The organism is Pseudomonas sp. 3MAES_34.3B (assembly GCF_058145875.1).
Window position 1 is genome coordinate 4,439,287 of the sequence record NZ_CM176960.1, and the last position, 18,936, is coordinate 4,458,222.

Consider the following 18,936-nt stretch of genomic DNA (forward strand, 5'->3'; position numbering starts at 1 on the left):
TTTTCAGGGGCTGGGGTCAGCCGGGCTTACATCATGCCGCCCATGCCACCCATACCGCCCATGCCACCCATGTCAGGCATGCCGCCACCAGCCTTGTCGTCTGGCAGGTCAGCGATCATGGCTTCGGTGGTGATCATCAGCGAGGCGATGGAGGTCGCGGCTTGCAGCGCGGAACGGGTCACTTTCGCTGGGTCCAGGATGCCCATTTCGATCATGTCGCCGTACTCACCGGTAGCGGCGTTGTAGCCGTAGTTACCGGAGCCTTGCTTGACCTTGTCAACGACCACGCTTGGCTCGTCGCCAGCGTTGGCAACGATCTGGCGCAGCGGTGCTTCAACAGCGCGACGCAGCAGCGCGATACCGACGTTCTGGTCTTCGTTCTCGCCTTTGAGCTCGGAGATGGCCTGCAGTGCGCGAACCAGCGCAACACCACCGCCAGGCACCACGCCTTCTTCGACGGCTGCACGGGTAGCGTGCAGGGCGTCTTCAACGCGGGCTTTCTTCTCTTTCATCTCGACTTCGGTACCAGCACCGACCTTGATCAGAGCAACACCGCCGGACAGCTTGGCCAGGCGCTCTTGCAGTTTTTCACGGTCGTAGTCGGACGAGGTATCGGCAACCTGAGCGCGGATCTGGGAAACGCGGGCCAGGATGTCTTCCTTGGAACCGGCACCATCGACGATGGTGGTGTTTTCCTTGGTCATGGTTACGCGCTTGGCGGTACCCAGGTGATCAAGGGTGGTGGTTTCCAGGGTGAGGCCGATCTCTTCGGAGATCACGGTACCGCCGGTGAGGATGGCGATGTCTTGCAGCATGGCCTTGCGGCGATCACCGAAGCCAGGCGCCTTGACAGCGGCAACCTTGACGATGCCACGCATGTTGTTGACAACCAGGGTAGCCAGGGCTTCGCCTTCGATGTCTTCAGCGACGATTACCAGCGGGCGGCCCGACTTGGCAACGGCTTCCAGTACAGGCAGCAGTTCGCGGATGTTGGAGATCTTCTTGTCAACCAGCAGCAGCAGCGGGCTTTCCAGCTCGGCTACCATGGTGTCTGGCTTGTTCACGAAGTAAGGGGACAGGTAGCCGCGGTCGAACTGCATGCCTTCAACCACAGACAGTTCGTTTTCCAGGCCCGAGCCTTCTTCGACGGTGATAACGCCTTCGTTACCGACCTTCTCCATGGCTTCGGCGATGATCTTGCCGATGTCGGTGTCGGAGTTGGCGGAGATGGTACCGACCTGAGCGATGGCCTTGTTGTCGGCGCATGGCTTGGACAGCTTCTTGATCTCGGCGACGATGGCGATGGTCGCCTTGTCGATGCCGCGCTTGAGGTCCATCGGGTTCATGCCAGCGGCGACCGACTTCAGGCCTTCGTTGACAATGGCCTGGGCCAGAACGGTAGCGGTGGTGGTACCGTCGCCTGCGTCGTCGTTAGCGCGGGAGGCTACGTCTTTCAGCAGCTGGGCGCCCATGTTCTCGAAGGCGTCCTTGAGTTCGATTTCCTTGGCAACGGAAACGCCGTCCTTGGTGATGGTCGGAGCGCCGAAGCTCTTGGCGATCACCACGTTGCGGCCTTTCGGGCCCAGGGTAGCCTTGACGGCATCAGCCAGGACGTTAACGCCAACCAGCATTTTCTTGCGAGCGGAGTCGCCGAATTTTACTTCTTTAGCAGCCATGATCGTTTTCCTTGAATCAGAAGTCGTGACGGAATATCAGAGGCACTCAGCGGGCTGATCAGCCTTCGACAACGGCGAGGATTTCGTTCTCGCTCATTACCAGCAGGTCTTCGCCATCAACCTTGACAGTGTTGCTGCCCGAGTAGGGACCAAACACGACCTTGTCGCCTACCTTCACGGCCGGGGCGCGCACTTCACCGCTGTCCAGAACGCGACCGGTGCCAACGGCGACGACTTCGCCACGGTTTGGCTTCTCGGCGGCGGAGCCAGGCAGAACGATGCCGCCGGCGGTCTTGGACTCTTCTTCACTGCGGCGAATGACGACGCGGTCATGCAGAGGACGAAGCTTCATTGTCGATCTCTCCTAATTATGGTTGTCCATCGGCCAGGTTCGCCCGGGCCACTTGATGCAGTCCGGCTTTCGCCGGGCGCGCTGCGCAAGATGCCCAACGCGGATTATTGACCGGCTGCTGTGGCCGGAACCTTGCGGTGACCCATACATGAGGCCATGCACTTCAATTACAAGGCCGACTTAAAAAAAATTTTGCGCTTTATGGCCCGGCAGAATGCACCGCGCCCCCGAAAATGGGGGCGCGATGTGGAAGGCGTATTCAGGAATCCCGGTGTTCGTATTCGCCTTCGATCACGTTGGGCCGGCGCGGCCCCGGAGGCGAAACGTCCGGGCCAGCGTCGCTGAACGCGCGCTGGCGCATCGCCTGCGCCTGCATGCGGTCACCGATCTTGCCCGCCAGCAGGTTACGCGTTGGCGGAAGCAGGAACAGCACACCGACCAGGTCGCTGATGAAGCCCGGCAGCAGCAAGAACAGGCCGCCAGCGGCGATCATTGCCCCGTTCAGCATATCCTGGGCAGGCAGTTGGCCGCTGCGCAGGCTTTCCCGGGCACGCAAGGCGGTGGCCAGGCCCGCCACGCGCAGTACCAGAACACCCAGGGCGGAGCCCGCGATAATCAGCAGCAGGGCCGGGAAAAAGCCAACGGCCGACCCCACCCGAAAGAAGACGTAGAGCTCCAGCACCGGAAACAGGAGCAGCAACAACAAAAAGGCACGCATTGAAATATCCTCGGCGAAAGTCACCCGTATATGTGCCGACGATACGCTTCATTTCAAGCGTGTGCTTGTCGCAAAGCGGGTAAACACTGATGCAGGCTGCGCCAGCCTTGGGCTGGCGCAGATGTTTCGAGGTATTGCCCCGCGCCTTCTGTGTTTACCAGGTAACCCCGAAGCCCGCCGTGTAACGGCTGCTGTCCAGGTCGTTATTGTCGCTGGTGCCGGTGATCAGGTCTTTCTCATACTTGAGGTTGAGCGAAGCCCATTCGGTAACCTTGTAGCGCAGCCCTACCTCGGCATCCAGGCTGTAGTCAGCCACGTTGCTCAGAGGGCGGCCCAGCTCGCCGGTACTGAACAGCTCGACGGTTTTGCCGATCAGGAACCGGTTGTAGTCCCACTTCAGCGCCACCGAGTAGAAGTTTTCCTTGGTGTCGTCGGCGAACTGGTAATCGGTACGGTTCAACAGGCCACCCAGGGAAAAGGCACCCAGTTCGTTGTCCCAGAACTGGTAACCCGGGCCGGTACCCACGGTCCGCTGGCGACGGATGTCTTCGATGTTGTCGTGCTTGTAATTCAAGCGGCCCTGCCAGTACCACTGGTCCGTGATGAACCGGTCCAGGGAATACTCCATGGCCCAGTTGTCGGTTCCAGTCACGCCGTCTTCGGTCTCGCGGTTATATTCTCCGTCCGCGATGTGCCGCCACCGGCCGTGACGGGCCGTGGTCTTGAAGGCGATGTTGTAATCGTCGGTGTTGGTTTCGGCGCGCTTGAAGTCCAGCGCGGCGTCGATGTTGCCCTTCCAGCTCAGGTCCTGGACCAGCGGCTTGGGCTTCATCAGCTGCTGGATGCTCGCCAGCTCGACGGTCTTGGGGGCGTCCCCATTGGCCAGAATTACCTTGCCCTCGTCGGCGGGCTTGAGCGACTTGGCCACTTCGCTGTCATAAGCGTCCTGACGCACCAGCAAGGGCTGGTCGGTTTCCAGGGTTTTGACCTGTTTCATGTCCACCGGGATGGACCCGCCATACGGCGTGTCGAGCATCAGCTTGCCGCCGTCGAACACCTTGATGGTGCCGGTGAGGCGGTCACCGTTTTTCATCCAGACGGTGTCGGCGAAGGCCGAAGACATGGTGCAGGTAACAGCCACACACAACAGGGTTCTGGGGAACATAGGCAACTACGGACTCTATTTCGTGGAAGATCGGCCTTATCCTGCGATAACGAAGGACTCAGGACTGACCCGATTATGCGAAACGAGTTCCGCCACATGCCCAGCAATAATGTAACCGAGCCGTTACCAGACCCCCGCAAGCTCGCGTTGTACGCCACGCTGGCGTCCCTTCCCGAGGGCCGGGTGGTGACCTACGGGCAACTGGGCGAGCTGGCGGGGCTCGCTCGCGCGGCGCGCTGGGTAGGGCGCCAGCTGAGCCAGCTGCCGGAAGGCTCCAGCCTGCCCTGGCACCGGGTGATTGCCGCCGGAGGGCGGTTGAGCCTGCCGGCGGGAAGCCCCAGCGGGGACGAGCAACGGGCCCGTTTGCGTGCCGAAGGTTTGACCATTAGCGGGAATCGTGTGGATATCCAGCGGCATGGCTGGCGCCCGGGCGAGCACAGCGGTTAGAGTGCGCGCTTTGTTTTTGCAGATTTGAGGCACAGCTTCGCCCATGCCCGGTAAAACCTGGCGCGCCGCCCTGGCCGCCTACGCCAGCCCCTCTACACTGGTGCTGTTGCTTCTCGGCTTCGCCTCTGGCCTGCCCTACATGCTGGTGTTTTCTACCCTCTCGGTCTGGCTGCGTGAAGCCGGGGTCGCTCGGGAAACCATCGGCTATGCCAGCCTTATCGGGCTCGCCTATGCCTTCAAGTGGGTATGGTCGCCGCTGCTCGACCAATGGCGATTGCCGGTGCTCGCGCGCCTGGGCCGGCGGCGTTCATGGCTGGTACTCGCGCAGGCCCTGGTAATCCTGGGGTTGATCGGGATGAGCTTCTGCGATCCGCAAAAGCACTTGCCGTGGCTGATTGCGATTGCCGTGGTGGTTGCGTTCGCCTCCGCCACCCAGGACATCGCCGTGGACGCGTATCGCCTGGAAATTGCCGGCGATCAGCGGCAGGCCGCACTGGCGGCCAGTTATATGGCGGGCTACCGGGTTGCCGCGCTCCTGGCCACCGCTGGGGCGCTGTTCTTCGCCGAATGGTTCGGGTCTACCGGCTTTGCCTACCTGCACCGCGCCTGGGCCGGTACGTACCTGCTGTTCGGCGTGATGATGGTGCCGGCGCTGGTGACTACCCTGCTGATGCGCGAGCCCCCGGTTCCGTTGCGCACGCAGCTGTCTGCCGCGCGTTACGGGTTCATTCATCAGGTAGCCTCGGTAGTGGTGCTGATCATTCTGCTGGTGTCCGTGCCAGCCATGTTCACGCAGCTGTACAACACGGATTTCGCCAGTGTGCTCAGCGGCGACATGAGCCCGCTCGACCTGCTGCTCGAAGACCGTGCCTTCCTGCGGGCGCTGCTGTACACCATTCTCACTGCGCTGTGCCTCTCGTCCCTAGGGCGGCGCGGGTTGGCACCGGTGCTTACGCCGGTGAACGATTTCATCCTGCGCTACCGCTGGCAGGCACTGCTGCTGCTGGGGCTGATCGCCACGTATCGGATGTCTGACACGGTCATGGGCGTGATGGCCAACGTGTTCTACATCGATCAGGGCTTCACCAAGGACCAGATCGCCAGCGTAAGCAAGCTGTTCGGCCTGGTGATGACGCTACTGGGCGCGGGCGCGGGTGGGCTGCTGATCGTGCGGTTCGGGATCATGCCGATCCTGTTCATCGGCGGCGCAGCGTCGGCGGCGACCAACATCCTGTTCCTGATGTTGGCGGACATGGGCCCAAACCTGAAAATGCTGATGGTCACCATATCCCTGGACAACCTCAGCTCCGGCCTGGCGACCTCGGCATTCGTGGCCTACCTCTCCAGCCTTACCAACCTGAAGTTCTCGGCCACCCAATACGCCCTGCTGAGTTCGATCATGCTGCTGCTGCCGCGCTTGATCGGCGGCTATTCAGGGGTAATGGTAGAGAAGTATGGGTACCACACGTTCTTCCTCATTACCGCGCTGATGGGCGTGCCCACGCTCATCCTCATCCTGCTTCATTGGCGGTATCACAACATCGCCGAGGAAGAAGAGGATAAGCCCTCGCCGCTGTGAGCTGTCAGTCAGGCCTGGCCCTGTTCCTTGGATTGCGTGAGGATCTGCGGGGCAGGCGCGGGGGCGGGGGCGCTCTGCTCCTGCACCACGCGCACCACACGCTGCGGGAACGGGATATCGATACCTTCGGCACGCAAGCGGTCCCGCACCTCGGCATTGAGCATGTTCAGCACGCCGCCATAGTCGCCGGTGTTCACCCACAGGCGTAGCGACAAGGTAATCGCACTGTCCCCAAGCGCGGCTACCACGGCTTCGGGCGCAGGGGTTTCCAGTACGCGCGGGTCCTTGGCGAGATCGAGCAATACTTCCCGCCCTTTTTGCAGGTCTGCGTCGTAGTCCACGCCGATGTCCAGGGTGATCTTGCGGGTAGGCTGGCGGTTGGTATTGGTGATGATGCCGTTGGACAAATTGCCGTTGGGCACGATAACGGTCTTGTTGTCGCCGGTACGCAGCACCGTATGGAAGATCTGGATGGCGTCTACGGTACCGGATACGCCCTGGGCCTCGATCCAGTCACCAATGCGGAACGGCCGGAACAGCAGAATCAACACCCCGCCCGCGAAGTTCGAGAGGCTGCCCTGCAGTGCCAACCCTACCGCCAGGCCGGCGGCACCGATGGCGGCAACGAAGGACGTGGTTTCGATACCGATCATCGAGGCAACGCTGACCAGTAACAGTATTTTCAGAATGATGTTGGCCAGGGTACTGATGAACCCTTGCAGCGCGAGGTCGGCATGGCGCAGCGCGAGCAGCTTGCCGATCTCCCGGGTGACCTTGTTCACCAGCCACCAGCCGATGACCAACGTAAGGACAGCCAGCAGCACACGGCTGCCGTATTCCATGATCATGGGTATCCACGCCTGCGAGGCGCGGACGAGGTGATCTACTTCAGCGTTCAGATCCATGGGGCGTCTCCTGTTTCAGCTATCCGAGAGGGGCGAACCGGTCGCCTCAGTCAACAGCCGTCCGACGCCCTGCCGCCCCCGATGGTTCCCCGGCACTCAGTCGCGGAAGTTGTTGAACTGCAGCGGCATGCCGAATTGTTCGCCACGCAGCAGCGCCATGGCTTCCTGCAGGTCGTCGCGCTTCTTGCCGGTCACCCGCACCTGCTCGCCCTGGATGGCAGCCTGTACCTTGAGCTTGGCGTCCTTGATACGGGCCACCACTTTCTTGGCCATTTCCTTGTCCAGGCCTTCACGCAGCACCACGTCCTGCTTCATTTCCTTTCCGGAAGCGTAAGGGTCCTTTACTTCCAGGCACTGAACGTCGATCTTGCGCTTCACCAGCGCCATGCGCAGGATTTCCAGCGTGGCCTCAAGCTGGAATTCCGCCTCGGCGGTCAGGTTCACAGTCTTGTCCTTCTCGTTGAACGACATTTGCGCCTTTCCCTTGAGGTCATAGCGGCGCTCCAACTCTTTCACGGCATTGTCGACGGCGTTGGTGACTTCGTGTTTGTCCAACTCGGACACTACGTCGAACGAGGGCATTGAATATTCTCCAAAATGTTACGCATTAGCAGCTTACAGAGTGTTTTTGTCGGTTAAGCACGATAAACCTGCTCACCTGGCTTGACGACCAAAAGCGCGGATCATTATAACGAGTGCCAGCATTGCGACATGCTTTCCTCGCGAATCGGTCACAAGCCCATGGATAGCATTGTTTCCGTTACAGCGGCCTTTCCTTTATTGCGAGCGTCAGATGTCGAACCCCAACCTGAGTATCCTCCTGGCCATCGATGATGCCGGCTTGCGCGATGGCGCAGCCGAGCTGCTGTTGCAGGGCGGTTACACCGACGTGCGGCTTTGTTCGGTTGCCGATGCATTGGCCGAAATGGATCAGCGCTCGGCAGACTTGCTGGTAACTGCCGGCGACGAGGGCCTGCGCCTGGCGTCCAAGGTGCGGGTGCTGGACGAAGCCACCGAAAACCATAGCTGGGTGGTGCTGGTAGACCCCCGTGAGAGCGAGCAGTTGCTCGACGAAACGGCCGATCTGGGCATCGACGACCTGTTACCACCCTCGTTGATCGACGCACAGCTGCTGGCGCGAGTTCATGCCGGTGATCGCCTGTACAGCATGCTGCAGCGCTTCGGCCGGGAAAATAGGCTGTTACGCGACAACATCGCCAGCCTTGAACAGCGCAACCTGGTAGACCCGCTCACCGGCCTGGGCAACGGCCGCTACTTGCGGCAAAAGCTCGAGGACAGCCTGCGGCAGATCCAGGCGCGCGGCGGCGCACTGTGCTACCTGCTGATTGGCCTGCAGAACGCCGACGCACTTCAGCGCGAATACGGCGAGCAATTCTACGACGAATTGCTGCAAGGTGTAGGGCGCCGGCTGCAACAAATGGTTCGCCCGCTCGATGTGCTCGCCCGGGTAGACGAGCACCACTTCGTCCTGCTTACCCTCCCCCGCAGCTTGCAGGAATGTGCGCCTAGCAGCTTCAAGCGGCTGCATGACGGCCTCAACCTCAAAGGCTTCATGACCAGCGCAGGCCTGGTAGACCTGCGTGCGGGCATCAGCCTGGTAGGGCTGGACGAGAAAAGCCTGCCGGTGGAGCCGCTGAGCCTGTTCGGCGAAGCCAGCCGGCTGCTTCAGGAATCGTACCAGTCCGGGCTGGTGAATGCCCGGCGCTTGCCCGCCAAAGCCTGATTTCATGATCGACGCCCCGTGGTACGTGCTCGGCGTGGGCAGCGTAGGCACCTTGTGGGCTTGCCGGCTCGCCCGCGCCGGGTTGCCCGTGCGGCTGCTGCTGCGAGACGCCTCGCGCCTTGGCCGCTATCAGCAGGGGCCAGGTTTGCGGCTGGTGGAAGGCAGCGCTGAAACGGCCTTTGCATTGCCCGCGGAAACCGCCGACGCGCCAGGCCCTATCCAACGCCTGCTGGTGGCCTGCAAGGCCTACGATGCAGAGGCAGCAATCGCCAGCGTGCGGCATCGGTTATCGGCAGGCGCTCAGGTAGTGCTGTTGCAGAACGGCCTTGGCAGCCAGCAAGCGGTGGCCACCCTGCTGCCAAAGGCTGAGGTGATCTTCGCCTCAACCACCGAAGGCGCCTGGGCCCGCCCTGATGGCGCAGTCGTTTTCGCCGGCCAGGGTTTCACATGGCTGGGCACGCCACAAAGCGGCGCAGCACCCGTTTGGCTGGATAACCTGACTCGCGCGGCGATACCTCATCAATGGACCACCGATATCCTGATGCGCCTGTGGCGCAAGCTGGCGATCAACTGCGCCATCAATCCCCTTACGGTGCTTGAACAGTGCCCTAACGGTGGCTTGCGCGCGCACCGGGAAAGGCTGGCAGATGTATGCCAGGAACTCGCAGGGCTGTTGCACGCCGTTGGCCAGCCAACCGCAGCCTGCGGCCTGGCAGAGGACGTAGAGAGGGTTATCGAGGCAACAGCCGGGAACTACTCCTCCATGTACCAGGACGTGGCGGCTGGCCGGCGTACCGAAGTTCACTACCTGATCGGTTATGCCTGTGCCCAAGCGCGGCAGGCGGGCGCGCAAGTGCCCGCGCTGGACGCCCTGCACGAGGCGCTGCTGGCCAAGCTACGTACCCAAGGGCTACCAACGGACTGAGCGCGCTGTTTGCTACACTCGGCCCGTTCCCTGTGAGCCGGATCTGCGATGCCTCTGCGACAGCGTCTTGAAAACCTACCCGTCGGGCAAAAACTGCTCGCGGCCCTGCTGGTGCTGATGGTGACGGTGCTGGTAGTGGCCAACCTCACCTTTATCAGCGCCGCCTACTGGATTTCCCACGAAAGCATGGCGCCCCAGGCCATGCAAACCATTGGCAAGCTGGTCAGCCAGCCCCAGCTGGCTCAGCGGGCAGCGATTGATGCCGAAGCGGCAAACGCACTACTTCGAGAGCTGGACAGCTACTCTCCCCTGCGCGCCGCAGCCGTGTATAGCGCCGACGGGCAGCGCCTGGCGCAACTGCAGCATGGCACCAGGCTGTCCCTTCCCAAGCGTTTCGACGCGCTCGACGACTGGCGGCTTACCGAATTTCGCAGCATACAAGTGGCCGAGCTACCCGTTCCCGGGGCCGCGCCAGGCAGCGCGCCCGGGCACCTGTTACTGGTAGCCAGCAGCGAGTTGCCCATGGCGTTCTATACCGGCACCTTCACCGCCAGCCTGGGCATCCTGGTGTTCAGCGTGCTGCTGTGGATGGTGATCGCGCGGCAGATCCGCCGCCTGATCACCCGCCCCATCTACCAGCTTGAAGAACTGACTCGCCAGGTAACCCGCGAAGAAAACTATTCACTGCGCGCAGCGCCCGGCAACCATGACGAGATCGGTAGCCTGGCCGAAGCCTTCAACACCATGCTTTCGCGCATGGAAGCCCGCGAGCAGCAGCTCAAGCGCGCCCGGGATGACGCCCAGGCCGCCTATGACGCCGCCCAGGGCCTGGCCGAGGAAACCCGCCATACCAACCGCAAGCTGGAGCTTGAGGTAGAGGTGCGCAGCAAGATCGAGAAAAAGCTCACGGGTTTCCAGAACTACCTCAACAGCATCATCGACTCCATGCCCTCGGCGCTTATAGCGCTGGACGAGCAGCTATACGTGACGCAATGGAACAAGGAAGCGAGCGCGCTTTCCGGCACACCACTGGACGAAGCCCTCAACCAGCCGATCTTTCTGGCCTTCGAACCGCTCAAGCCCTTCCTGGCTCAACTCAGGACCACCGTGGAACAGCATCGGGTGGTCAAGGTGGAGCGCGTGACCTGGCTCAAGGACGACGTACCTCATCATTACGCGCTCACCTGCTATCCCCTGGCGGGTGGCGCGGGGCGGGGTGTGGTTATCCGCATCGACGACATTACCCAGCGGCTGTCCCTTGAAGAAATGATGGTGCAGTCAGAAAAAATGCTGTCAGTGGGTGGCTTGGCGGCCGGGATGGCACACGAGATCAACAACCCCTTGGGCGCGATCCTGCATAACGTGCAGAACATCCGTCGACGGCTATCAGTAGAGTTGCCGAAAAACCGGCAGCAGGCCGACGCCGTTGGTGTGCCGTTCGACAAGATCATCCAGTACCTGGAAGCGAGGGAGATCCCTCAGCTGCTCGATGGCATCCAGGGGGCAGGCGCGCGGGCGGCAAAAATCGTGACGCACATGCTCAGCTTCAGCCGCCGTAGCGATCGGCAGATGGCGCCGTGCGACCTCCCTGCGCTCATCGACCAGGCGATCGAGATCGCTGGCAGCGACTTCGACTTGAGTATCGGCTTCGATTTTCGTGGGCAGTCGATCACGCGGCAATTTGACCCACGACTGGGGCCGGTACCCGGTACCGCCAACGAGCTTGAGCAGGTGCTGCTCAATTTGCTCAAGAACGCCGCGCAGGCGATTCATCAGCGCGAAAACCCCACCGAAGCGGGGCGCATTGTAGTGCGTACCAAGCTCAACGGCGGGTGGGCGGAGCTACAGGTTGAGGACAACGGCGTAGGCATGCCGGAGAACGTACGCAAGCGAATGTTCGAACCCTTCTTTACCACCAAAGAGGTGGGCCAGGGCACCGGCTTGGGCTTGTCCGTGTCTTACTTCATCATTACCAACAACCACAAGGGCCAGATGGAAGTGCAGTCCAAGGAAGGTGTAGGCACCTGCTTCACCCTGCGCTTACCGTTGGTGCAGCCCGCCGTGGCCAGCGCTGTTGCCGTAGGAGGCCTTTGAAATGGGATACAGGCTATCGAAGATCTACACCCGTACGGGCGATACGGGGGAAACCGGGCTGGGTGACGGCCGCCGTGTCGCCAAGGACCATCCTCGCGTGGAAGCCATGGGTGAGGTGGACACGCTCAACAGCCAGTTGGGGTTGCTGCTGGCCTACCTGGCAGACAAGCCGGCCCTGGCGGAGGTAGTGGCTGTGCTCGCCCCTTGCCAGCACCGCTTGTTCGACCTGGGTGGCGAGCTGGCCATGCCGGGCCATCGGGCTCTGTTCGACACCGAAATCCAGCGCGTGGAAACTGCAATCGACAGCTGGAACGAGGTGCTCGGCCCGTTGAAAAACTTCATCCTGCCAGGGGGTTCGGTATGCATCGCCCAGGCTCACCTGTGCCGCAGCCAGGCCCGCACCGCCGAACGGCGCTGCCAGCACCTGCACCGCGAGGAACCCTTGGAAGGCGTAGGCCTGGCTTACCTGAACCGGCTGTCAGACCTGCTGTTCGTGGCAGCCAGAATGATTGCCAGGCTGGAAGGGGTGGATGAGGTGCTGTGGGCGCAGCAAAAGGGGCCAAGGTAGGCCCCTCAGGAGTTTTATCCCGTGGATTGACCCGGCACCGGCCAGAAGGCACGAATGCCAGCCACGCCCTGCGCGCCGGCGCTCCAGGCGCGCTTGCAATCCGCGGGGCCTACACCCCCCAGCAGGAACACCGGCTTGCTGAAGCCGGCAATCAGCGCTTCGGCCTGCTCCCAGCCCAAGGGCGACGCCTCAGGGTGGGTCTGGGTGGGCTGCACCGGCGACAGGGTCACGAAATCGACGCCCATGCGCTCGGCAAGCTCGAGCTCTTCCGGGCCATGGCAGGACGCGGCGAGCCAGCGGTCTGGCGGGAAGGGCCTGCCGTTGGGTGCGTATTTGCGCAGCTGGGCCGCTGTGAGGTGCCAGCCTGCGGCAGGAAAGTCCCCCAGCCACTCCAGTGGCCCCTTGAGCATCAGCTGCGCCTTGCCGGCACACAGCCCCACGGCATCGACCGCCAGGTCTCGATACTGCGGGTCATAGAGGTTAGGTGCACGCAGTTGCACCAGCCGCGCGCCCTGGGCGATGGCCGCACGCATGCCACCGAGCAATTCCGGCCCTGGCAACCCTTCAGGCGTGATCAGGTAAGTGGAGGGCAAACGCGCTGCGTTGACAATCGGCAGGTTGGCCGCCGGGAAGTCATAGTTCATCAGTGCCTTTGGCGCTACCCAGGCAAGCGGTTGGCCTTCGGCGCCGTGGGGCTCGCCGTTGAAGCCGTCCACTTCCCATACGTCCAGCAGCACCTGCTTGTCAGGGTAATCGTGGGCCACCTTGATCAACGGCCTTGCGGACGTGACCTCGATGCCCAGTTCCTCGCTCAGCTCACGTGCAAGCCCGGCATGGGCCGACTCGCCCTCCTCCAGCTTGCCGCCCGGGAATTCCCATAGGTTGCCCTGATGCTGCGCCGCGCTGCGGCGAGCGATCAGCACCTTGCCATCGGGGCGACGAATCACCGCCGCCGCTACATGAACCCGTTTCATACATCCTCCATGCCACGCCAGTGCGCGCGATCAGGTGCGGTATTCGGCGTTGATCTTCACGTATTCGTGGGACAGATCGGTGGTCCAGATGGTCTCGCTGCAGTCACCGCGGCCCAGCTCGATACGAATGCCGATCTCCGCCTGCGCCATTACCGCGGCGCCCTGCTCTTCGGTGTAGCTGGCCGCACGGCCACCCTGGCTGGCAATGCACACATCGCCCAGGTACACGTCGATCCTGCTCACGTCCAGCTCTGGCACGCCGGCTCGGCCGACGGCGGCAAGGATACGGCCCCAGTTGGGGTCGGAGGCGAACAGTGCGGTCTTGATCAGGGGCGAATGCGCGACGGCATAGCCGACGTCCAGGCACTCTTGATGATTGCCGCCGCCATTCACTTGCACGGTGACGAATTTGGTTGCGCCTTCGCCGTCCCGCACGATGGCCTGCGCCACTTCCATGCACACCTCGAAGACCGCTGCTTTCAGGGCAGCGAACAGCGGGCCGCTGGCTTCGGTAATTTCCGCCAGCGCGGCCTTGCCGGTCGCGATCAGCATGCAGCAGTCGTTGGTGGACGTGTCACCGTCGATGGTGATGCGGTTGAACGACTTGTTCGCGGCGTCGCGGATCAGGTCCTGCAATACCGCCTGGGACACTTTGGCATCGGTGGCGATGTAACCCAGCATGGTGGCCATGTTCGGGCGAATCATGCCCGCCCCCTTGCTGATGCCGGTAACGGTCACGGTGACGCCGTCATGGGTGAATTGCCGGCTGGCGCCCTTGGGCAGGGTGTCCGTGGTCATGATGCCGGTGGCCGCGTCGGCCCAGTTGTTCTCGGACAGGTTATCGAGGGCAGCCTGAAGCGCGCCTTCGATCTTTTCCACCGGCAGCGGCTCACCGATCACGCCTGTGGAAAACGGCAGTACGGCAGTGGGTTCAACGCCCGCCAGGCTGGCCAGGGTTTCGCAGGTGCGGGCGGCGGCTTCCAGGCCGGGCTGGCCGGTGCCGGCGTTGGCATTGCCGGTGTTGGTCAGCAGGTACCGTACTGCGCCGCCCACGCGCTGCCTGGCCAGGATAACCGGCGCCGCGCAGAAGGCATTGAGAGTGAACACGCCAGCTACGGTAGCGCCCTCGGCACAGCGCATGGCCACCACATCCTTGCGGCCTGGTCGCTTGATACCCGCCGAGGCGATGCCCAACTCAAAACCGGGAACGGGGTGCAGGGTGGGCAAGGGACCGAGACCGACAGCCATTGATGACTCCTTGAAAAAGGGACGAGCCCTGAAAGATAAACGCCGCGACGACAAAGCCGGCGCGGCGTGATTCAACAGCAAACCAACAGGCTATTCAATACGCCCGTGGCAATGCTTGAACTTCTTGCCCGAGCCACACCAGCACACTTCGTTGCGCCCCAGCTTCTGCTCGTTGCGCAGTGGTGCCAGTGCCGCTTCCACTGTGCCTTGCGCACCCTCCACAAGCACTTCGGGCTCGTCCAGGCCCGGGGCCTCGGCGTGGCGGAACTGCATGCGCTGGGCCAGCTCCTCGGCTTCGCGGCGCAGGCGGGCTTCTTCCTCGGCCGGGTCTTCGCGACGAACCTGAACATGCGACAGCACACGGATGGTGTCGCGCTTGATCGAATCAAGCAGCTCCTGGAACAGTGTGAAGGACTCGCGCTTGTATTCCTGCTTGGGGTTCTTCTGCGCATAGCCGCGCAAGTGAATCCCGTGACGCAGGTGGTCCATGGTGGAAAGGTGGTCTTTCCACAGGTCGTCGATTACACGCAGCAGGATCTGCTTCTCGAAGGTACGCAGCGCCTCGGCGCTTGCCTGGGTTTCCTTCTCGTTGTAAGCCGCGAGAATCTCGGCCAACAGGCGCTCGCGCAGGGTTTCCTCGTAAAGTTTCTCGTCTTCGTCCAGCCACTGCTGGATCGGCAGGCTGACCGCGAAGTCGGCCTGCAGGGCAGCTTCCAGCCCGGCGATGTCCCACTGCTCCGGCAGCGATTGCGGTGGAATGTGCTGCGAAACGATGGTGTTCAGCGCGTCTTCGCGGAACTCGGCAATGGTGTCGCCGATGTTTTCAGCGGCCAGCAGGCTGTTGCGCATGTGGTAGATCACTTTGCGCTGCTCGCTGGACACGTCGTCGAATTCCAGCAACTGCTTGCGTATGTCGAAGTTACGACCCTCGACCTTGCGCTGGGCCTTCTCGATGGCATTGGTGACCATGCGGTGCTCGATGGCCTCGCCGGACTGCATGCCCAGTGCCTTCATGAAGTTCTTCACGCGGTCCGAGGCGAAGATACGCATCAGCGGATCTTCGAGCGACAGGTAGAAGCGGCTGGAGCCGGCATCCCCCTGGCGACCGGCGCGGCCACGCAACTGGTTGTCGATACGACGGGATTCGTGACGTTCGGAGGCGATCACGTGCAGGCCGCCCGCCTCCAGCACTTGCTGGTGGCGCTTCTGCCAGTCGGCCTTGATCTGGGCGATCTGTTCTTCGGTGGGGTTTTCCAGCGCCGCTACTTCCACTTCCCAGTTGCCGCCCAACAGGATGTCCGTACCACGGCCAGCCATGTTGGTAGCGATGGTCAGCGCACCCGGCCGGCCGGCCTGGGCAATGATCTCGGCTTCCTTCTCGTGGTACTTGGCGTTCAGTACCTTGTGATCGATGCCTTCCTTCTGCAGCAGGTTGGACATGTGCTCGGAGGTTTCGATGGTGGCGGTACCCACCAGCACCGGCCGGCCCACGGCCATGCATTCCTTGATATCGGTGATGATCGCCGCGTACTTCTCTTCCGCGGTGAGGTACACCAGGTCGTTGAAGTCCTTGCGCGCGAGCGGGCGGTTCGGCGGGATCACCACCACCGGCAGGTTGTAGATCTGCTGGAATTCGAACGCTTCGGTGTCTGCGGTACCGGTCATGCCCGACAGCTTGGTGTACAGGCGGAAGTAGTTCTGGAAGGTAGTGGAGGCCAGGGTCTGGCTCTCTGCCTGGATTTTCAGGCCTTCCTTCGCTTCGATCGCCTGGTGCAGGCCTTCGGACAGGCGACGGCCTGGCATGGTGCGCCCGGTGTGCTCGTCGATCAGCAGGATGCCACCGTCCTGGACGATGTATTCCACGTTGCGGTGGAACAGCTTGTGGGCGCGCAGGCCAGCGTAGACGTGGGTCAACAGGCCCAGGTTATGGGCGGAGTAAAGACTTTCGCCTTCAGCCAGCAAGCCGGCCTGGGTGAGCAGTTCTTCGATGAACTGGTGGCCAGCTTCGTTGAGTTCTACCTGGCGGCTCTTCTCGTCGATGCTGTAATGGCCCTGCTGGGTCACCTCGCCTTCCACTTCCTCGATATGCTGCGTGAGGCGCGGGATCAGCCGGTTGATCTCCATGTACAGGCGCGAGCTGTCCTCGGCCTGGCCGGAAATGATCAGTGGCGTACGTGCTTCGTCGATGAGGATCGAGTCCACTTCGTCGATGACCGCGAAGTTCAGCTCACGCTGGAACTTCTCTTCGAGGCTGAACGCCATGTTGTCGCGCAGGTAATCGAAGCCGAATTCGTTGTTGGTACCGTAGGTGATGTCGGCGGCGTAAGCGGCGCGCTTGTCTTCCGGCGGCTGGAACGGCGTGACCACGCCGACCGTCAGGCCGAGGAATTCATACAGCGGGCGCATCCAGTTGGCGTCGCGGCGGGCCAGGTAGTCGTTCACGGTCACCACGTGCACGCCCTTGCCCGACAGTGCGTTCAGGTACACCGCCAGCGTGGCCACCAGGGTTTTACCCTCACCGGTGCGCATTTCCGCGATCTGGCCTTCGTGCAGGGTCATGCCGCCGATCAACTGAACGTCGAAGTGGCGCATGCCCATGATGCGCTTGCCGGCTTCGCGGCACACGGCAAAGGCTTCGGGGAGCAACTGGTCGAGGGTTTCACCTTTGGCGACGCGAGCCTGGAACTCTGCGGTCTTGGCGCGCAGTTGCTCATCCGAGAGCGCGACCATCTTCTCTTCGTGGGCATTGACGATACCGACCGTCTTGAGCATGCGTTTCACTTCACGCTCGTTCTTGCTTCCAAAGAGTTTTTTCAACAAAGGCGCAAACATATCGGCTGGATCTTCCACACTTAGGGATGGAGGGCGGCCCCAAGGAGTCGCCCGTGCAGCCCTCATGGCCGCATGCGAACGAGCATTCTACCCGGAAACGATGGAGAGGAAAGTGGCGACGCCACATGCTGGCACAGCGCTTTTACGGGGCGGGTTTACAATAAGGCCTTTTTTTTCAACTTCAAGCGCCTGAAGCAAACGTCATGGCAAAACCGCAAGGTTTCGTGCTTGTGTCCATCTGTTACCATGCTGGCCCACCGGAGGAAACCCGTTCCATGGCATTCCGTCCTCACCCGGCGCGCCCGCCCGCCGTCCTGCTGCGCGAGGCCCGGCCGCTCAAGGCCTTGCTCAGCCAGGCCCAGCGCCTGGCCACGATCAAGCGCCTGCTCGATACCCAGCTTCAGCCCGCTGCCCGCGAGCACTGCCACGTGGCCGCCTGGCGCGAAGGCAGCCTGCTGCTGGTGGTGACCGATGGGCATTGGGCCACCCGTTTGCGCTACCAGCAGCGGCGCTTGCAGCAAGGTTTACAGGGTATGCCTGAATTTGCCGGGCTTACCCGAATTCTGTTCAAGGTACAGCCCAGCGTTGGCCCCAAACGCGCGACGGGGCCAGGGCTGGACCTCTCCGATAGCGCTGCCGATAATTTGCAGGCCACGGCTGAAGGCATTACCGACCCTAACCTGCGGGCGGCGCTGGAGCGGCTGGCCAGCCATCGGCGCAAATAATCGAACCGCCCCCAATAAAAAAGGCCACCCGAAGGTGGCCTCAAACAACAGAGAGAAAAGGTTCGAGCTTAAACCGCCGCAACCGGGCGCATGTAGGAGATCGGCGCGGTACTCGCGTCTTCGAAGGTCACCACTTCCCATGCGTCCTTCTGTTCGATGAGCTTGCGCAGCAGCCGATTGTTCAGGGCGTGCCCTGACTTGAAGCCGCGGAACTCACCGATCAGGCTGTTGCCCAGCAGGTACAGATCGCCAATAGCGTCGAGGATCTTGTGCTTGACGAATTCGTCTTCATAGCGAAGACCGTCTTCGTTCAGTACGCCTTCCTTGTCGACGACGATGGCGTTCTCCACGCTGCCACCGAGCGCCAGGTTGTGCTTGCGCAGGTATTCGATGTCGCTCATGAAGCCAAACGTGCGGGCCCGGCTCACTTCCTTGACGAAAGAGGTGCTGGAGAAATCCACACTGGCGCTCTGGGTGCGATCCTTGAATACCGGGTGATCGAAATCGATCTCGAAACTCACCTTGAACCCTTCGAAAGGCAGGAAGGTGGCGCGCTTGTCGCCGTCCTCCACCGATACCTCACGAAGGATGCGGATGAATTTCTTCGGCGCGTCCTGTTCTTCCAGGCCAGCCGATTGAATCAGGAATACGAAGGGACCGGCGCTGCCATCCATGATCGGCACTTCCGACGCGGAGAGTTCGACGTAGGCGTTATCGATCCCCAGGCCGGCCATGGCCGAAAGCAAATGCTCCACGGTGTCTACCTTGATGTCCCCCTGGATAAGGGTGGTGGACATGGTGGTTTCACCGACGTTTTCCGCACGCGCGGGTATCTGGACCACTGGGTCCAGATCGGTACGGCAGAACACGATACCGGCATCGACCGGCGCGGGCTTGAGGGTAAGGTAGACCTTTTCCCCGGAATGCAGACCGACACCGGTGGCACGGATGATGTTCTTCAGGGTGCGTTGTTTAATCATGGCA

At 62.0% G+C, this 18,936-nt stretch carries 17 protein-coding genes; 7 read left to right on the forward strand and 10 right to left on the reverse strand.

What is annotated here, in order from left to right; translation table 11 throughout:
- Nucleotides 1-26 precede the first annotated feature (26 nt).
- The 4 genes from groL to AC3Z8Y_RS19785 all read right to left on the reverse strand — a co-directional run bounded on the left by groL (nucleotide 27) and on the right by AC3Z8Y_RS19785 (nucleotide 3,911).
- A complete protein-coding gene (gene groL / locus AC3Z8Y_RS19770; protein WP_181115314.1) occupies nucleotides 27-1,676 on the reverse strand; it encodes a chaperonin GroEL in 1,650 nt (549 codons plus the stop codon).
- Nucleotides 1,677-1,734: 58 nt separating this feature from the next.
- Nucleotides 1,735-2,028 carry a co-chaperone GroES gene (locus tag AC3Z8Y_RS19775; protein WP_181115316.1) on the reverse strand — a complete coding sequence of 98 codons (294 nt, stop codon included), beginning with the start codon at nucleotides 2,026-2,028 and terminating at the stop codon, nucleotides 1,735-1,737.
- 259 nt (nucleotides 2,029-2,287) lie between these two features.
- Complete coding sequence (locus AC3Z8Y_RS19780; RefSeq protein ID WP_490087249.1) at nucleotides 2,288-2,746, reverse strand: FxsA family protein; 459 nt, start codon at nucleotides 2,744-2,746, stop codon at nucleotides 2,288-2,290.
- A 154-nt stretch (nucleotides 2,747-2,900) separates the two neighbouring features.
- Complete coding sequence (locus AC3Z8Y_RS19785) at nucleotides 2,901-3,911, reverse strand: DUF481 domain-containing protein (RefSeq protein WP_181115322.1); 1,011 nt, start codon at nucleotides 3,909-3,911, stop codon at nucleotides 2,901-2,903.
- 96 nt (nucleotides 3,912-4,007) lie between these two features.
- On the opposite strand from AC3Z8Y_RS19785, the gene AC3Z8Y_RS19790 reads away from it, so the two are divergent.
- Nucleotides 4,008-4,358, forward strand: coding sequence for an MGMT family protein (locus AC3Z8Y_RS19790; protein ID WP_490087250.1), 351 nt, complete (start codon nucleotides 4,008-4,010; stop codon nucleotides 4,356-4,358).
- Nucleotides 4,359-4,401: 43 nt separating this feature from the next.
- Nucleotides 4,402-5,937: an AmpG family muropeptide MFS transporter gene (locus AC3Z8Y_RS19795; protein WP_490087251.1), complete on the forward strand. Its 1,536-nt coding sequence runs from the start codon at nucleotides 4,402-4,404 to the stop codon at nucleotides 5,935-5,937.
- A gap of 8 nt (nucleotides 5,938-5,945) precedes the next feature.
- Here AC3Z8Y_RS19795 and AC3Z8Y_RS19800 read toward each other — a convergent pair whose 3' ends face one another.
- Together AC3Z8Y_RS19800 and AC3Z8Y_RS19805 are read right to left on the reverse strand one after the other, a co-directional pair.
- Nucleotides 5,946-6,842, reverse strand: a complete 897-nt coding sequence (locus AC3Z8Y_RS19800) for a mechanosensitive ion channel family protein (protein ID WP_490087252.1) — start codon at nucleotides 6,840-6,842, stop codon at nucleotides 5,946-5,948.
- A gap of 96 nt (nucleotides 6,843-6,938) precedes the next feature.
- Entirely contained in the window at nucleotides 6,939-7,424 is a 486-nt protein-coding gene (locus AC3Z8Y_RS19805; RefSeq protein WP_181115332.1) for a YajQ family cyclic di-GMP-binding protein, read from the reverse strand.
- 211 nt (nucleotides 7,425-7,635) lie between these two features.
- On the opposite strand from AC3Z8Y_RS19805, the gene AC3Z8Y_RS19810 reads away from it, so the two are divergent.
- Genes AC3Z8Y_RS19810 through AC3Z8Y_RS19825 form a run of 4 tightly spaced genes read left to right on the forward strand, consistent with a single transcriptional unit; the run spans nucleotide 7,636 to nucleotide 12,173 of the window.
- Nucleotides 7,636-8,586, forward strand: coding sequence for a GGDEF domain-containing protein (locus tag AC3Z8Y_RS19810; protein ID WP_490087253.1), 951 nt, complete (start codon nucleotides 7,636-7,638; stop codon nucleotides 8,584-8,586).
- Nucleotides 8,587-8,593: 7 nt separating this feature from the next.
- Nucleotides 8,594-9,511, forward strand: a complete 918-nt coding sequence (locus AC3Z8Y_RS19815; RefSeq protein WP_490090054.1) for a putative 2-dehydropantoate 2-reductase — start codon at nucleotides 8,594-8,596, stop codon at nucleotides 9,509-9,511.
- A 48-nt stretch (nucleotides 9,512-9,559) separates the two neighbouring features.
- Nucleotides 9,560-11,605 carry a sensor histidine kinase gene (locus AC3Z8Y_RS19820; RefSeq protein WP_490087254.1) on the forward strand — a complete coding sequence of 682 codons (2,046 nt, stop codon included), beginning with the start codon at nucleotides 9,560-9,562 and terminating at the stop codon, nucleotides 11,603-11,605.
- A 1-nt stretch (nucleotide 11,606) separates the two neighbouring features.
- Nucleotides 11,607-12,173 carry a cob(I)yrinic acid a,c-diamide adenosyltransferase gene (locus tag AC3Z8Y_RS19825; RefSeq protein ID WP_490087255.1) on the forward strand — a complete coding sequence of 189 codons (567 nt, stop codon included), beginning with the start codon at nucleotides 11,607-11,609 and terminating at the stop codon, nucleotides 12,171-12,173.
- A 14-nt stretch (nucleotides 12,174-12,187) separates the two neighbouring features.
- Here AC3Z8Y_RS19825 and AC3Z8Y_RS19830 read toward each other — a convergent pair whose 3' ends face one another.
- The 3 genes from AC3Z8Y_RS19830 to secA form a co-directional block, all read right to left on the reverse strand.
- Entirely contained in the window at nucleotides 12,188-13,147 is a 960-nt protein-coding gene (locus tag AC3Z8Y_RS19830; protein WP_490087256.1) for a Nudix family hydrolase, read from the reverse strand.
- A 30-nt stretch (nucleotides 13,148-13,177) separates the two neighbouring features.
- A complete protein-coding gene (argJ, locus tag AC3Z8Y_RS19835; RefSeq protein WP_490087257.1) occupies nucleotides 13,178-14,395 on the reverse strand; it encodes a bifunctional glutamate N-acetyltransferase/amino-acid acetyltransferase ArgJ in 1,218 nt (405 codons plus the stop codon).
- A gap of 90 nt (nucleotides 14,396-14,485) precedes the next feature.
- Complete coding sequence (gene secA / locus AC3Z8Y_RS19840) at nucleotides 14,486-17,227, reverse strand: preprotein translocase subunit SecA (protein ID WP_490087258.1); 2,742 nt, start codon at nucleotides 17,225-17,227, stop codon at nucleotides 14,486-14,488.
- A gap of 275 nt (nucleotides 17,228-17,502) precedes the next feature.
- Here secA and AC3Z8Y_RS19845 point away from each other — a divergent pair, with 275 nt between their 5' ends.
- On the forward strand, nucleotides 17,503-17,952 hold the full coding sequence (locus tag AC3Z8Y_RS19845) for a DUF721 domain-containing protein (protein ID WP_490087259.1): 450 nt from the start codon (nucleotides 17,503-17,505) through the stop codon (nucleotides 17,950-17,952).
- 68 nt (nucleotides 17,953-18,020) lie between these two features.
- On the opposite strand, the gene lpxC is transcribed toward AC3Z8Y_RS19845, so the two are convergent.
- Nucleotides 18,021-18,932, reverse strand: a complete 912-nt coding sequence (gene lpxC / locus AC3Z8Y_RS19850; protein ID WP_490087260.1) for a UDP-3-O-acyl-N-acetylglucosamine deacetylase — start codon at nucleotides 18,930-18,932, stop codon at nucleotides 18,021-18,023.
- Nucleotides 18,933-18,936 lie beyond the last annotated feature (4 nt).